This is a genomic window from Roseateles sp. Mitsp63 (assembly GCF_059491535.1).
In genome coordinates, this window is sequence record NZ_CP168509.1 from 5,636,743 (window position 1) to 5,651,458 (window position 14,716).

A 14,716-nucleotide genomic window follows, 5' to 3' on the forward strand; every position below is an offset into this window, starting at 1 on the left:
ATGACCAGCACATCCTCCACCGCGGACGCGTCCGCCCTGCCCTCGCCGCTGCCAGGCGCCGCCCAGACGCCGCCGGCGCGCTCGCTGGTGATCGGCAGGCGCGGCTACTTCCAGGGGCGCAACGCGTTCGACTGGATCTTCGCGGCGCTGGTGCTGATGGGCGCGGGCTTCGCGTTCAGCCGGTATCACGCGTCGATGGACGTGTATGAGAAGGGCATCCTGGCGGGCGCGGCGCCGGCGCTGATCGCGCTGGGCTGGTTCTGGCGGCCGCTGCGGCCGCTGTGTCTGATCGTCGGGGCGGCGAGCCTGATGGCGATCCAGCTCTACCTGCGCCAGACGGACGATTTCGGCGCCGATCTGGCGGCGGGCGAGAAGCTCTTCCTGCTGAAGTACCTGCTGTCGAGCCAGAGCGCGATCCTGTGGATGAGCGTGCTGGTGTGGATGAGCACGCTGTTCTATTGGCTGGGCTTCTTCCAGAAGGAGGCGGGGCACAGCGCGGCGGAGGCGATCGGTTCGCGTCTGGCGTGGGGCGCGGTGGGCATGGCGCTGATCGGCACGATGGTGCGCTGGTTCGAGAGCCACCAGATCGCGCCCGACATCGGTCACATCCCGGTGAGCAACCTCTACGAGGTGTTCGTGCTGTTCACGTGGCTGACGACGCTGATGTACCTGTACTACGAACAGCGTTTCGCGACGCGGGCGCTGGGCGCGTACGTGATGCTGGTGGTGAGTTCGGCGGTGGGTTTCCTGCTCTGGTACACGGTGGCGCGGGACGCGCACGAGATCCAGCCGCTGGTGCCGGCGCTGCAGAGCTGGTGGATGAAGATCCACGTGCCGGCGAATTTCATTGGCTACGGCAGTTTCGCGATGGCGGCGATGGTGGCGCTGGCGACGCTGCTGAAGACGGCGACGCCGCGGTCGCTGGTGATCGGCTTGATCGGCGTGCCGGCGGGGCTGGTGGCGGTGCTGCTGGCGTTCCGTTTCGGCGCGGGGCTGTCGCCTGAGTTGCAGGCGGGGCTGGATGGCTGGGCGGGGAAGATGGCCGGCGTGGCGGTGTTCCTGGCGGCGAGCGTGGCCTTGCGGGGCCCGCTGACGGCGCGGCTGCCGGCGCTGACGACGCTGGACGACCTGACCTACAAGGCGATCGCGCTGGGCTTCGCGTTCTTCACGATCGCGACCATCCTGGGCGCGTTCTGGGCGGCGGAAGCCTGGGGCGGGTACTGGAGCTGGGACCCGAAGGAGACCTGGGCGCTGATCGTGTGGCTGAACTACGCGGCCTGGCTGCACATGCGGCTGATGAAGGGCCTGCGCGGCGTGGTCTCGGCGTGGTGGGCGCTGATCGGGCTGCTGGTGACGACGTTCGCGTTCCTCGGGGTGAATATGTTCCTGTCGGGGTTGCACTCGTACGGGACCTTGTGAGCGCTTGACCTGATTCGGTGAGACTGGCACGCCTCCTCCGGTCAAGGGGGGACGGCCGGGGGCTTAAGCGCCTCTTCATGTCAACGCACGGCCACAGGCGTAAGGTTCGCTCCTCGCTCCCCCGAAGGTCCGCCATGCATTTCCACAAGCCCCGCGACGGTCAGCGCATCCCGTCCTCCGAGATCACCTCGCGCCCCGTCTACGACGCCCGCCGCGACTGGCTGAAGACGGCTGGCGCGCTCGGTCTCACCGGCCTGGGTTTGAGCAGCGCCGCCCAGGCCCAGACCGCCGGACCCGGCAAGCTCGCCAAGCTCCCCGGCGGCAAGAGTTCCGTGGCCGGCGCCAACGTGATGGAAAAGCTGACGGCCTACAAGGACGTCACCTCGTACAACAACTTCTACGAGTTCGGCACCGACAAGTCCGACCCCGCCGAGAACGCCCACACCCTCAAGCCGCGCCCCTGGTCCGTCGTCATCGAGGGCGAATGCGCCAAGCCCGGCCGCTTCAGCCTGGACGACCTGCTCAAGGTCGCGCCGATGGAGGAGCGCATCTACCGCCTGCGCTGCGTCGAAGGCTGGTCGATGGTGATCCCGTGGGTGGGGTACTCGCTGGCGGAACTGCTCAAGAAGGCTGAGCCCACCAGCAAGGCCAAGTACGTCGAGTTCACGACGCTCGCCGACAAGGCGCAGATGCCCGGCGTGCGCTCGGGCGTGCTGGACTGGCCCTATGTCGAGGGCCTGCGCATCGACGAGGCCATGCACCCGCTCACGCTGATGGCCTTCGGCCTGTACGGCGAGGTGCTGCCCAACCAGAACGGCGCGCCGCTGCGCCTGGTCGTGCCCTGGAAGTACGGCTTCAAGTCGGCCAAGTCCATCGTCAAGATCCGCTTCGTCGAGAAGCAGCCCGTCAGCAGCTGGACCAAGGCCGCGCAGCAGGAGTACGGCTTCTATTCCAACGTCAACCCGCAGGTCGACCACCCGCGCTGGAGCCAGGCCACCGAGCGCCGCATCGGCGAGGACGGACTCTTCGCCAAGCGCCGCCAGACCCTGATGTTCAACGGCTACGAAGCGCAGGTCGGCCAGCTGTACGCCGGCATGGACCTGAAGAAGAACTACTGATCGCGACGAGCATCCCCCGATGAGCGCCACGCCCGCCTCGCCGTCCTCTCCCGCCGCGCCGCCCATCGCCGCGCGGCGCGCGCCCGCCAGGCGCCATCCGCTGCTGCATCCCGCGGCGAAGGCCGTGCTGTTCGTGCTGTGCCTGCTGCCGCTGAGCTGGTATGTCTTCGGCGCCTTCGCCGACCGGCTTGGCGCGAACCCGGCGGAGACGCTGATCCGCGGCCTGGGCGACTGGACGCTGCGATTCCTGTGGATCACGCTGGCCGTCACGCCGCTGCGCACCTGGACGAACCTGCCGGCGCTGGCGCGCTTCCGGCGCATGCTGGGGCTGTTCACGTTCTTCTACGCGAGCCTGCACCTGCTCGCCTACGGCTGGCTCGACAAGAGCCTGGATCTGCACGACATCCTGCGCGACATCGCCAAGCGCCCCTTCGTCCTGATGGGCTTCACCGCCTGGCTGCTGCTGGTGCCGCTGGCGGCGACCTCGTTCAACCGCGCGATCAAGGCGCTCGGCGCGCCGCGCTGGCAGCTGCTGCACAAGCTGGTCTACGCGATCGCCGTGATCGGGCTGATGCACTTCATCTGGATGCGGGCCGGGAAGAACAACTTCGCCGAGCCGGCGGTCTACGCGGCGATCCTGGCCGTGCTGCTGGGATGGCGGGTGTGGAAGCGGGTGAAGCGCTGACCTCCGCCATGGGCGGGCGCCGCCGCTATGCTCGCCCTCCATGCTGAGCCTGCATCCCGTGTCCGATCGCGATCTCGAGGACCTGCGCCGCTTCGAGTTCGACAACCGCGCCTTCTTTGAATCGCGCATCAACGCGCGGCCCGCCTCGTTCTACGAGGAAGGCGGCATCGAAGCGTCGATCGCCGCCGCGCAGCGCGAGGCCGCCGCCGACACCGGCCATCAGTTCCTGATGCGCGATTCCGCCGGCAGGCTGGTCGGCCGCATCAACCTGATCCAGGTCAAGCGCAAGCACTACCACTCGTGCGAACTGGGCTACCGGATCGCCGAGTCCGAGAACGGCAAGGGCTACGCGAAGACCGCCGTGAAGCGGATGCTCGACATGGCCTTCCGCGAGTTCGGCCTGCTCCGCGTCGAGGCCAAGGCCCACGCCGGCAATACGGGCTCGATCAAGGTCCTGGCGCGCAACGGCTTCAGCCAGTTTGGCCGATCCACGCGCAGCTTCGAGATCAACGGCCAATGGCTGGACATGCTGCACTTCGAGTGCCACGCGCCTTGACGCACGCAAGCTCGAGTTCCACCCGCTGCTGGACGAGTGCTTCTGAGCGGCGCCGGGCCGTGACGCCCGTCACCCGGACGGACCTGTCCAGGCCCGCGCCAAGGCCCCGGATCCGCGCTCCAGGCGCCCATCCGGGATAATCCGCGGTTTGCTGCGGCCCTCCCGGCCGCCTGCCGCCGCGCCTGCCCATGTCCCAGACCTCGCCCGACCGACTGCCCGCCAGCCTGCCCGCGCTCGTCGATGCCGCCATCGTCGGTGGCGGGCCGGCCGGCTGCAGCGCCGCCAGCTGGCTGACGCAGTTGGGCCTGAGCGTCGCGCTGATCGAGCGCGCCCCGCGCCTGTGCGACAGCCTGCGCCCCCTCGAGTACCGGCAGGACTGGCTGCTCGGCGCGCCCGGCGAGTCGCTCGCCGACCTGGGCGAGCGCTACGCGGCCCACATCGCCGCGCAGCCCGGCGTGCACACGCTGACCGGCCAGACGGTCCATCACCTCGACTGGCAGGCCGAACAGGGCTGGACGCTCTACTTCGACGGCGGCCCGGCCTTCGCCGTCAACGCGCCCGATGCCGCCGACGCGCCCCAGGCGCGCGACGCGGCCGGCCTGCGCCCGCTGCGCGCCCGCGCGCTGCTGCTCGCCACCGGCCTCACGCCGCGCCACCCCTTCCCGCTCTATCCCGACCAGGACCGCCATGGCCGCGTGCTGGACGCGATCGAGCTCACCGCGCTGCGCGACCAGTTGCCGCCCGGCAAGGTGCTGCTGCTCGGCGGCGGCGACAACGCGATCGAGAACGCGCTCCACCTGGCCGGCCGCGGCCATGCCGTGACGCTCTGGTCCCGTTCCGAATGGCGCGCCCAGACCCACCTGGTCCAGCAGCTCGACGGCGCCCCCGGCCTGCGGCGCCGGCCCGCGCAGGCGCTGCCCACCGCCATCGCCGCCGACGCGGCCGGCGTGAACGTCAGTTCCAAGGCCTACGGCGAGGAGCGCTTCGACCATGTCGCCGTGCTGCTCGGCTACGAGCCCGAGGCCTCCGCCTGGCTGAAGGTCGCCGACGCGCTGCAGCGCGCCGGCGTCACCGCGCCGTCGCAGCCCTTCCGCGACGAGCCGCGCTTCGGCGTGCTGGGCCTGTTCGTGGCCGGCGACGCCAGCGGCCGCCAGCATCCCTGCGTGCAGACCGCGCTGGGCGACGGCGTCGTCGCCGCCAAGCAGATCGAGGCCTTCCTGCGCCCGCTGCGCGAATCACAGCCGCCGCCCGCGCTGCGCCGCAACAACCGCCAGGTCATCCACATCAACGGGCTGCGCTTCGGCGCCAACCTCGGCGTGCTCGACTTCGAGCGCGAAGGCCCGCAGCCCATCCAGGTCGACGCCGAAGTGAACCTCGGCGCCCAGACCATCGTCTCGCGCGATGCCGACATCGGCCATGTGCTGGACTACCGCCGCGTGCGCACCATCATCATCGACGAGTGCACCGCCGAACACACCGACCTGCTCGAGGCCCTGCTGGGCAAGCTCTGCGTCCGGCTGATGAAGCTGGCCGGCGTCGTGGGCGTGCGCATCAAGGTGACCAAGCTCGAAATCTTCCCCGACTGCCAAGTCGCGATCTCCGCCGAATGCGGCACCTGGTAGCCCCACCCCCTACGCGCTGACGCGCGCCCCCTCAAGGGGGCGGGCCTGGCGGCCCGGCAGAGCCGGTTCCGCGGGCCCCGCTTGACGAATACATTGAGGACAGAACATGACCGACTCGACCACCACCATTGAAGGCCTCGACCTGGCCGCCGCGGACGCCGCGGCCAAGAAGCACGCGCACGAGATGAACAAGCTCTCCAAGCGCCTGCATCGCCAGGTCGGCCAGGCGATCGCCGACTTCAACATGATCGAGGACGGCGACAAGGTCATGGTCTGCGTCTCCGGCGGCAAGGACAGCTACTCGCTGCTGGACATCCTGATCAACCTGCGCGACCGCGCGCCGATCAAGTTCAGCATCGTGGCCGTCAACCTCGACCAGAAGCAGCCCGGCTTCCCCGAGGACGTGCTGCCCGCCTACCTGAAGTCGCGCGGCGTGGACTTCCACATCGAGGAGCAGGACACCTATTCCATCGTCAAGCGCCTGGTGCCGGAGGGCAAGACGACCTGCTCGCTGTGCTCGCGGCTGCGCCGCGGCATCCTGTACCGGGTGGCGGGGGAACTCGGCGCGACCAAGATCGCGCTGGGCCACCACCGCGACGACATCGTCACCACGCTGATGCTGAACATGTTCTTCGGCAGCCGCATGAAGGGCATGCCGCCCAAGCTGGTCAGCGACGACGGGAAGAACGTCGTGATCCGGCCGCTGGCGTATGTGAAGGAATCGGACCTGGAGCGCTGGGCCGAGCACCGCGAGTTCCCGATCATTCCGTGCAACCTGTGCGGCAGCCAGCCCAACCTGCAGCGCGCGACCGTCAAGGCGATGCTGCAGGACTGGGACCGCCGCTTCCCCGGTCGAGTCGACAACATGTTCACCGCGATGGGGAACATCGTGACCTCGCACATGATGGATCGGGAGCTGTTCCCGTTCCAGACGATCAAGGCCACCGGCGCGCCGGTCGCCAACGGGGACATCGCGTTCGATGAGGACGAGCAGTGCGGCACGGCCGCGCCGGCCACGGGCGTCGTCAAGCTGGTCCGGCCGGGGCAGGTCCCGGCTCCGGTGGATGACGCGGGCGAGGCCTACTCGGCAGCGGACGACTGACCGCCGCGCCGCGCCGCGGTCGTCTTCCCCCTCGCCCCAGCGGGGAGAGGGAGGGGAGAGGGGGCTCGTGCCACAGCGCTGCTGCCCTTCGAAGCACCCCCTCTCCCCTGCCCTCTCCCCCCTCGCGGGGGGCGAGGGAGTTCATGCCGTCAGCGGCGGAAGCAAGCCGGCTCGCGCCCGCCTTCGCGCTTCCATACGAAGAGATACCCCGCGTTGACCGCGCCGTCACGCGGCTTCCACACACGGGTCAACCGGTCGGGGCCACAATCGTTGCACTGTCACGCCGCGCAACGGCGTCCCCCGGGCGCGGCGCCCGCCCCGGGCGACGGCCCCAAGCGGCTTCCGACCTGGAGGACCCCATGTTCACCCTGAATCGTCGAATGGCCCTGTTGAGCCTGGGCGCGGCGGCCGCGATGTCGCTGACGGCCTGCGCCGCCCTGAATACCGTCTCCGCCGACGCGCAGACCTTCGGCAGCTGGCCCGCCGGCCGCCAGCCCGGCAGCTACACCTTCGAGCGCCTGCCCTCCCAGCAGCGCAACGAAGCCAGCCAGGCCGCGCTCGAGGATGCCGCCCGCGGCGCGCTGACCAAGGCCGGCTTCAGCGAGGCCGCCGACCCGAAGCAGGCCGACGTCGTCGTCTCCCTGGGCGCGCGCGTCAGCCGCTCCGGCCCCGCCCCCTGGGACGACCCGCTGTGGTGGCGCTGGAACGGCAGCTACTGGGGCTGGCGCTACGGCCCCGCCTGGCGCCCCTACTACAGCCGCTGGGGCTACGCCTACCCGATGGATCCGATGATGGAGCGCCGCTATGACCGCGAGGTCGCCATGCTGCTGCGCGACCGCAAGTCCAACGAGCCGCTCTACGAGGCGCGCGCCTCCAACGACGGCCTGACCGAAGGCGGCAAGGAGCTCTTCGGCGCGCTGTTCGAGGCCTCGATGGCGGACTTCCCGCAGACCCGCCCCGAGCCGCATCGCGTCAGCATCACGCTGACCCCGGCGAAGTAGCCGCACGGCGCTCACCCGCGCCCACAAGCAGCGACAACCGGTCACCGCGGCGCCCTCCAGCGCGTCGCGGGCGGCCCCGATAATCGCGGTTTCTCCACGGGAACCGCGATTCTTCTTATGTCGCTGAACATCGTCGTCATGGCCGCGGGCAAAGGCACCCGCATGAAGTCCAGCCTGCCCAAGGTGCTGCACAAGCTGGCCGGCCGCGCGCTGCTGCGGCATGTGCTGGGCAACACCGCCGCGCTGGACGCCGATGCCCGCATCGTCATCACCGGCCATGGCGCGGAGCAGGTCGAGGCCGCCGTCGGCGGCGACGGCGTGCGCTTCGTGCGCCAGGAGCCGCAGCTGGGCACCGGCCACGCGATCCAGCAGACCGTGCCCGCGCTGACGGCCGGCGGCACCACGCTGATCCTCAGCGGCGACACCCCGCTGATCAGCACCGCCACGACCCGCGCGCTGGTCCAGGCCTGCGGCGGCGAGCGTCTCGTGCTGCTGACCATCGAGTACGCGGACCCGACCGGCTACGGCCGCATCGTCCGCGACGGCGATCAGGTCAAGGCCATCGTCGAGCACAAGGACGCCAGCGACGAGCAGCGCCGCATCCGCGAGTGCTACACCGGCATCATGGCCGCCCCCACCGAGGCGCTGAAGCGCTGGGTCGGCCAGCTCGACAACAACAATGCCCAGGGCGAGTACTACCTGACCGACATCGTCGCAATGGCGGTCGCGGAGGGCGTCGCCGTCACCGGCGTGAAGACGGCCGACGAGACCGAGGTGCTGGGCGTCAACAGCCCGTCGCAGCTGGCGCAGCTGGAGCGCCGCTTCCAGCTCGCGCAGGCCGAGGCGCTGATGACCGCCGGCGTGCGCCTGGCCGATCCGTCCCGCTTCGACCTGCGCGGCACGCTGCACTGCGGCAAGGACGTCGAGATCGACGTCAACTGCGTCTTCGAAGGCGAGGTGACACTCGGCGACGGCGTGCGCATCGGCGCCCACTGCGTCATCCGCAACGCGGTCATCGGCGCCAACGCGCGCATCCATGAGTTCACCCACATCGATGGCGAAAGCGCCGGCGCCAGCGTCGGCGAGGGCGCGCTGGTCGGCCCGTTCGCGCGGCTGCGCCCGGGCGCGCAACTGGGCGCGGAAGTCCACGTCGGCAACTTCGTCGAGGTGAAGAATTCGACGCTGGCCAAGGGCGCCAAGGCCAACCACCTGGCCTACCTCGGCGACGCCACCGTCGGCGAGCGCGTCAACTACGGCGCCGGCAGCATCACCGCCAACTACGACGGCGCCAACAAGTTCCGCACGACCATCGGCGCCGACGTGCACGTGGGCTCGAACTGCGTGCTGGTCGCGCCGGTGACGCTGGGCGACGGCGCCACCATCGGCGGCGGTTCGACCATCACCAAGGACGTCGCTCCCGGCCAGTTGGCTGTGGCGCGAGGCCGACAAACCGTGATTTCCGGCTGGACCCGCCCCAAGAAGGTGAAGTGATTCACCCAGATCGGTGGGAAACGCCGTAAGCTCCGGCCCATTCGTGTCACGAATCGTGACAAGTTCAACGAAGACCGCACCGGGGTCACCGAACCGGCCGATGTTCCCCCCGACCCGTGGGAGGCGCATTTGCCGCGGGATCCCTAGCATCCGTCCCGTTGATCGGATGACCCGCTGTTCTCCAGCTGAACCCCTATGGCGCACACCAAGACCGCTGCTCCGCTGCCGACCCAGGACGACGACCTGATCGCCGGGCCGCCGTCGTCCGCCACGCTGGACGCGCTCACGGATCGCTCGGACGATCCGGCCGCCCAGGCGGCCCGGGCCGAGGCGCTGGAGCAGCTGGCCCTGTCGCACGCGATGTGCGATCAGGCCGCCGACGCCTGTTTCTACCTGTGCCGCAGCCTCGGCCTGGCGCGCCAGCAGCAGACGCCCGACGCGGCGCCCGATCTGGAACTGCTGTTCCAACTGCTGGGTGCGCTGGCGGATCTGCCGAGCGAAGTCTCCGCGCTGCCGCTGCCCGAGGGTGAGGCCGATGGCCTGGGAGTCGCCGAGCTCTGCCATCAACTGGGCGCCGCCCGCGAACTGACCACCGCCGCCTGGAACGAGGCCGCCGAGCAGGATCTCGCGCTGGCCCCATGCCCCGCGGCGCCAGCCCGGGCGCTGCACTGAGCCTGAGCCCAGGCCCGAGCGCTAACGCTGGCGCTCGTGACCGGCGATGAGCCGGCTCACCCGCGAGACCGACAACCCCAACTCCCGCGCGAGTTCGGTCATCGATTGACCGCCCTCGGTGTGCGCGCGGTAGAGCGCCTCCTCGCGGCTGCCGCTGGCCTTGAGCCAGTCGCCCCAGCGCCGGGGACGCGGCGAGCGGGCGGGACGCTCGCTCTGGCGGACGGTGCGTTGCACGAAGGCCGCGTCGCCCAGGAAGATCTGCTGGCGGAGCTGGCCCCAGATGTCGAGATCGGGTTCCGACTCGACGATCGCCTGATAGCGCTGCGCCGCCTTGCGGCGATCCGCCGCGTTCTGCGGCATGCGGCCGAGCACGTTCGTCCACAGGCCTTCCACTTCCAGCCAGGACGGCGCCGGCACCAGCCCGGCGTGCGCCTGCAGACTGCTCCAGCGCCAGGCCGTCGGAGACGGCGCCAGGCCGGAGCGCCGCCCGATCAGGTCGACGTAGCGGCAGGCGTCCAGCAGCAGGTGCTCGCGGTCCACCAGCACCGCCTTGAAGCGGCCCTGGAACACATGACCGATCTGCCCGTGACGCCGGTTGTGCGCCTGCGTGTAGACGCCATTCAGATGGCGCATCAGGCGGGAGAGGTTGGCCTGCCGGGTGAACAGCAGCAACTCGTAATGCTCGCGGCCCAGGCCGTAGGCCAGCACCTGCGCGTCGAAGCGCTCCGCGGCCTGCTGGATCAGCGCCAGCATCACCTGGCGATCCTCGTCGTCGGCAAACACCGACGCGTCGCCGCGCGTCGCGACGTGATAGACGGCGCCGGGGAATTCGATGCGAAGCGGCCTGGCCATGCCCAGTAATTAGGCGATGGCCGCCCAAAAGACAAGCGCCCGCAGCCGCTTTCGGCGACGGGCGCAAGACTTGACCCCTGATCGCGGGGGAGGCTGCGGGGGCCGGGAACGCGGCGATAGCGGCAGCGCTATCGGGGGTCAGTCCTCAACAGCAAAACCTGGAACCTCGCGCCCCGGGAATCCGTGCCTACGCATGGATTCGCCAGGTCGCGACGCCGGCATCAGCTCTTGCCGAGCGAGGCCAGCACCTGCATCACGGCGTCCTCGCCCATGCTGCGCGCGTCCGCCAGTTCACCGCCCTTGGTGGTGCCCAGCACCTGGCCGTCGGTGCCCAGCACGGCGACGGTCGGAATGCCCTTCTTCAGCGTGACGCCCATCTGGTTGGCGACGTCGACGTTCTTGTCGAAGCGGCCGACATTGACCTTCACCGTCACGAAGCGCTTGTCGACGGCGCTGCCCAGGTGGCCCTGGCCGAAACCGCGGTTCAGCGCCAGGCAGTCCTTGCACCAGTTGGCGCCGTAGACCACCAGCACCTGCTTGCCTTCCTTGGCGGCGCGGGCGACGGCGTTGTTGATGTCGGCGCGGGCATCGGCCTGCTCGTCGTACGGGCCGGTCCCGGGCGCGGCGTCGGCGGCGTGGGCGGAGGTCATGGACACCGCGGCGAGCGCGGCGGCGAGCAGGAGGGAGGCGGTGCGGCGTTTCATGAGGCGAAAGTGTGCCACCGGGCGCCAATCCCTGCCGGGAAGGAGGGTCGGCTTCGGGTACAAAGGCGGGCTCCGCACAAATCATCACCTTCAGGGAACGGACTCTCTCGCCATGGCCTCCAGCCTGCTCGCACTGCTCGACGACATCACCACCGTCCTGGACGACGTGGCCCTGCTCTCCAAGCTGGCCGCCAAGAAGACCACCGGGGTGCTCGGCGACGACCTGGCGCTGAACGCGCAGCAGGTCACCGGCGTCAGCGCCGACCGCGAACTGCCGGTCGTGTGGGGCGTGTTCAAGGGCTCGATGGTCAACAAGGCCATCCTGGTGCCGGCCGCGCTGGCGATCAGCGCCTGGGCGCCGTGGCTGGTCACGCCGCTGCTGATGGTGGGCGGCGCCTACCTCTGCTTCGAGGGCGTCGAGAAACTCGCCCACCAGTGGCTGCATGGGCCCGAGGACGACGCCCACGAGGCCGCGCTGTCCGAGGCGCTGAAGGACCCCTCGGTGGACCTGGCCGCGCTGGAGCGCGACAAGGTCAAGGGCGCGATCCGGACCGACTTCATCCTCTCCGCCGAGATCATCGCGATCACGCTGGGCACCGTCGCGGACGCGCCGTTCACGACGCGGCTGCTGGTGCTGTCGGGCATCGCGGTGCTGATGACGATCGGCGTGTACGGCCTGGTCGCCGGCATCGTGAAGCTGGACGACGCCGGCCTGTGGCTCAGCCGCAAGGCCGCGGCCTGGCAGCAGTCGCTGGGCCGCGGCCTGCTGTGGCTGGCGCCCTGGCTGATGAAGGCGCTCTCGGTGGCGGGCACGGCGGCGATGTTCCTGGTGGGCGGCGGCATCCTGACGCATGGCGCGCCCTTCCTGCATCACGCCATCGAGCACGCCGTGCAGGCGCTGGGCGTGAGCGGCCTGGCCGCGACGCTGGTCCAGCTGCTGGGCGACGCGGTCGTCGGCATCCTGGCGGGCGCCGTCGTCGTGGCGGTGGTGACCGGTATCCAGCGCCTGCGTCATCGCCGAGAATGACGCCCCATGAAGACGCATCACATCGAAGTCCAGAAGTTCAAGGCCGCCTCCAATTCGAGCACCAGCGGCCTGATGACCTTCAAGGTGGACGCCCTCGTCAAGGAACGCGAGCCGGTCGACGGCATCGAGCCCAGCACGCTGCTCGTGATGACCGAGGCCAACGCCCGCGTGCTGATGGCGCTGCTCAAGACGCAGCTGTCCGAGATGGACACCCGCAAGCCCAAGAGCCGCCACGGCCGGCACGGCTGAGCGGGCTGACGCCGCTCCCCCGCCGCCGCTCTCCCGACCCCCGCCCCCATTCCCAGGACCCGACATGGACTTCCCGCAGTACCAGCCCGACAAGGCGCAATACACCCCGCTGACCGACGACGAGCTGTCGGACCTGGACGACTTCCTGTCCGAGCTCGACAACGACGCCGCGATGAACATCGAGGCGATCGACGGCTACCTCAGCGCCCAGCTGCTGAGCCCGGTTCCGCTGAGCGGCAAGCCCGGCGCCGAGTGGATGAGCCCGGTGTGGGGCGGGGGCGACCCGTTCACCAGCGGCAAGCAGCGCAAGAAGATCGCGCTGCTGCTGCTGCGCCACGTGCACAGCCTGTCGGTGCAGTGGACGTCCAAGCAGGATGAGTGGGAACCGATCTTCAGCGTCGCCGAGGACGGCGAGCAGCAGCTGGTCGATGCCGAGGACTGGTGCACCGGCTTCATGATCGGCGTGGACCAGGATGGCGAGGCGTGGTCGCCGCTGTTCGAGCATGTGAAGACCGCGGCGGCGCTGGCGCCGATCGCGCTGCTGGGCGGCGACGAGAGCCAGCTCAGCGCCGAGGACCAGGAGAAGCTGACCGACCTGCACTGGCGCGACGCGCTCAGCCGCGAGGTGCCGGAAGGCGTCCTGACGCTGTGGACGCTGCGCCAGCAGGCCGACCCAGCCCCCCTCTGAACGCTCGCGCCCTTCCGATGAAACGCAAGTTCCCGCTGGCGGCCCTGGCCGCCGCCACGCTGCTGGCGCTGGCCGGCTGCGGCACCAACGTCGTCAACCCGGTCACCGGCCGCGCCGAGCGCAGCGCGATGAGCCTGCAGCAGGAGGTCGAGGCCGGCCGCCAGGCGCATCAGGACGTGCTCAAGGAGTACGCCGTCGTCGACGATCCGAAGCTGCAGGCCTACGTCACGGCGCTGGGCAGCAAGCTGGCGGCGCAGTCGCACCGGGCCGAGCTCGAATGGCATTTCACGGTGCTGGACAGCCCGGAGGTGAACGCCTTCGCGCTGCCGGGCGGCTATGTCTACGTCACGCGCGGCATCCTGGCGTACATGGAAAGCGAGGCCGACCTGGCCGGCGTGATGGGCCACGAGATCGGCCACGTCACCGCCCGGCACGGCGCGCAGCGCGCGACGCGCCAGCAGACCGCCGGCCTGGGCGTGCTGGCGGCGACGGTGCTGGGCGCGGTGCTGGAATCGCGCGGCGTCAGCGGCGCGACGGACATCGCGGGCCAGGTCTCGCAGAACGCCGCGGCGGGCTACATCGCGTCGTACAGCCGCGAGCAGGAATTGCAGGCCGACCAGCTCGGCGCCGAATACCTGGCGCGCAACCGCTACGACCCCAAGCACATGGTGGACGTGATCCAGGTGCTGAAGGACCAGGAGCAGTTCGCCGCCGACCAGGCGCGCGCGCAGGGCCGTCAGGCGCCCAGCGGCAACAACTGGCTGGCCTCGCACCCGAGCAACGAGCAGCGGCTGCAGCGCATCCGCGACGAGGCGGCGCAGCTCACCGGCGGGCAGCCGGTCGACGAAAACCGCGCGGCCTTCCTGCAGGCGATCGACGGGATGGGCTTCGGCGACAGTCCGGCGCAAGGGCTGGTGCGCGGACAGCAGTTCGTGCATCCGGGCCTGGACTTCGCGCTGACGGCGCCGGCGGGCTGGGCGATCCAGAACGGCAATGACGCGGTGACGGTCATGAGCCCGCAGCGCGACGCCGCGCTGATCCTGCAGCAGATGCCGGCCAAGGCGGGCAACTCGCACGACGAGATCCTGCGCAACCTGGGCGCCGAGCAGGGCCGCACCGACGCGAGGACGATCAACGGGCTGAAGGCGACCCACTTCGCCGGCGTGCGGCGCAACGCGCAGGGTCAGCGCGGCAACGCCGAGCTGACGCTGGTGACGAGCTCGAAAGGGGCGGTCTACGCGCTGGTCTACGCCGCGAAGGACGGCCAGGCGCTGCAGGCGCGGCGCGAGAGCCTGTCGCAGGCGGAGGGCAGCTTCCGCGCGCTGAACGCGGACGATCGCAAGCTGGCCCGGCCGTGGAAGATCGCGCTGCGGCCTTATCCGGCCGGCGGCTTCGCCGAGATGGCGAAAGGCTCGGTGCTCAGCGAGGGGCAGCTGAAGCTGCTCAACGGCCGCTACGGCGGCGAGACACCGCCCAAGACCGGCGAACGCGTGAAGACGGTGGTCGCGGCGCCCTGATCACGCCAGGAGC

Annotated in this window: 15 protein-coding genes and 1 pseudogene; 14 read left to right on the plus strand and 2 right to left on the minus strand. The window is 70.2% G+C overall.

All coding sequences use genetic code 11. The features are described from left to right. The 10 genes and pseudogenes from ccsB (at position 1) to ACEN96_RS24530 (ending at position 9,666) form a co-directional block, all read left to right on the plus strand. Positions 1 to 1,419: a c-type cytochrome biogenesis protein CcsB gene (ccsB, locus tag ACEN96_RS24485; protein WP_495585624.1), complete on the plus strand. Its 1,419-nt coding sequence runs from the start codon at positions 1 to 3 to the stop codon at positions 1,417 to 1,419. A gap of 134 nt (positions 1,420 to 1,553) precedes the next feature. Next, positions 1,554 to 2,537 (plus strand): protein-methionine-sulfoxide reductase catalytic subunit MsrP, encoded by a 984-nt coding sequence (gene msrP / locus ACEN96_RS24490; protein ID WP_495585625.1) that lies wholly within the window; start codon positions 1,554 to 1,556, stop codon positions 2,535 to 2,537. Between the two features lie 19 nt (positions 2,538 to 2,556). Continuing rightward, a complete protein-coding gene (gene msrQ, locus ACEN96_RS24495) occupies positions 2,557 to 3,222 on the plus strand; it encodes a protein-methionine-sulfoxide reductase heme-binding subunit MsrQ (protein WP_495585626.1) in 666 nt (221 codons plus the stop codon). A gap of 40 nt (positions 3,223 to 3,262) precedes the next feature. Beyond that, on the plus strand, positions 3,263 to 3,778 hold the full coding sequence (locus ACEN96_RS24500; RefSeq protein ID WP_495585627.1) for a GNAT family N-acetyltransferase: 516 nt from the start codon (positions 3,263 to 3,265) through the stop codon (positions 3,776 to 3,778). 188 nt (positions 3,779 to 3,966) lie between these two features. Continuing rightward, positions 3,967 to 4,944 (plus strand): annotated as a pseudogene (locus ACEN96_RS24505) (FAD-dependent oxidoreductase); the annotation flags it as partial. A gap of 87 nt (positions 4,945 to 5,031) precedes the next feature. Then, the gene (locus ACEN96_RS24510) at positions 5,032 to 5,400 is read left to right on the plus strand and encodes a dihydroneopterin aldolase (RefSeq protein ID WP_343602724.1); all 369 of its coding nucleotides are present in this window, start codon (positions 5,032 to 5,034) and stop codon (positions 5,398 to 5,400) included. A gap of 106 nt (positions 5,401 to 5,506) precedes the next feature. Next, positions 5,507 to 6,502 carry a tRNA 2-thiocytidine(32) synthetase TtcA gene (gene ttcA / locus ACEN96_RS24515; RefSeq protein WP_495585628.1) on the plus strand — a complete coding sequence of 332 codons (996 nt, stop codon included), beginning with the start codon at positions 5,507 to 5,509 and terminating at the stop codon, positions 6,500 to 6,502. A gap of 380 nt (positions 6,503 to 6,882) precedes the next feature. Then, the gene (locus tag ACEN96_RS24520) at positions 6,883 to 7,503 is read left to right on the plus strand and encodes a DUF4136 domain-containing protein (protein ID WP_495585629.1); all 621 of its coding nucleotides are present in this window, start codon (positions 6,883 to 6,885) and stop codon (positions 7,501 to 7,503) included. Positions 7,504 to 7,620: 117 nt separating this feature from the next. Beyond that, complete coding sequence (gene glmU, locus ACEN96_RS24525) at positions 7,621 to 8,994, plus strand: bifunctional UDP-N-acetylglucosamine diphosphorylase/glucosamine-1-phosphate N-acetyltransferase GlmU (RefSeq protein WP_495585630.1); 1,374 nt, start codon at positions 7,621 to 7,623, stop codon at positions 8,992 to 8,994. A 195-nt stretch (positions 8,995 to 9,189) separates the two neighbouring features. Then, on the plus strand, positions 9,190 to 9,666 hold the full coding sequence (locus tag ACEN96_RS24530) for a hypothetical protein (protein ID WP_495585631.1): 477 nt from the start codon (positions 9,190 to 9,192) through the stop codon (positions 9,664 to 9,666). A gap of 21 nt (positions 9,667 to 9,687) precedes the next feature. Here ACEN96_RS24530 and ACEN96_RS24535 read toward each other — a convergent pair whose 3' ends face one another. Then, positions 9,688 to 10,518 carry a transposase gene (locus tag ACEN96_RS24535; protein ID WP_495585632.1) on the minus strand — a complete coding sequence of 277 codons (831 nt, stop codon included), beginning with the start codon at positions 10,516 to 10,518 and terminating at the stop codon, positions 9,688 to 9,690. 221 nt (positions 10,519 to 10,739) lie between these two features. After that, on the minus strand, positions 10,740 to 11,222 hold the full coding sequence (locus tag ACEN96_RS24540; protein WP_495585633.1) for a thioredoxin family protein: 483 nt from the start codon (positions 11,220 to 11,222) through the stop codon (positions 10,740 to 10,742). A 112-nt stretch (positions 11,223 to 11,334) separates the two neighbouring features. Here ACEN96_RS24540 and ACEN96_RS24545 point away from each other — a divergent pair, with 112 nt between their 5' ends. From ACEN96_RS24545 to ACEN96_RS24560, 4 genes are all read left to right on the plus strand, one after another. Continuing rightward, positions 11,335 to 12,249, plus strand: coding sequence for a DUF808 domain-containing protein (locus ACEN96_RS24545; RefSeq protein ID WP_495585634.1), 915 nt, complete (start codon positions 11,335 to 11,337; stop codon positions 12,247 to 12,249). Positions 12,250 to 12,255: 6 nt separating this feature from the next. After that, positions 12,256 to 12,498, plus strand: coding sequence for a hypothetical protein (locus ACEN96_RS24550; protein WP_495585635.1), 243 nt, complete (start codon positions 12,256 to 12,258; stop codon positions 12,496 to 12,498). Positions 12,499 to 12,562: 64 nt separating this feature from the next. Continuing rightward, positions 12,563 to 13,186 (plus strand): UPF0149 family protein, encoded by a 624-nt coding sequence (locus tag ACEN96_RS24555; protein WP_495585636.1) that lies wholly within the window; start codon positions 12,563 to 12,565, stop codon positions 13,184 to 13,186. 17 nt (positions 13,187 to 13,203) lie between these two features. Continuing rightward, complete coding sequence (locus tag ACEN96_RS24560) at positions 13,204 to 14,703, plus strand: M48 family metalloprotease (protein ID WP_495585637.1); 1,500 nt, start codon at positions 13,204 to 13,206, stop codon at positions 14,701 to 14,703. Positions 14,704 to 14,716 lie beyond the last annotated feature (13 nt).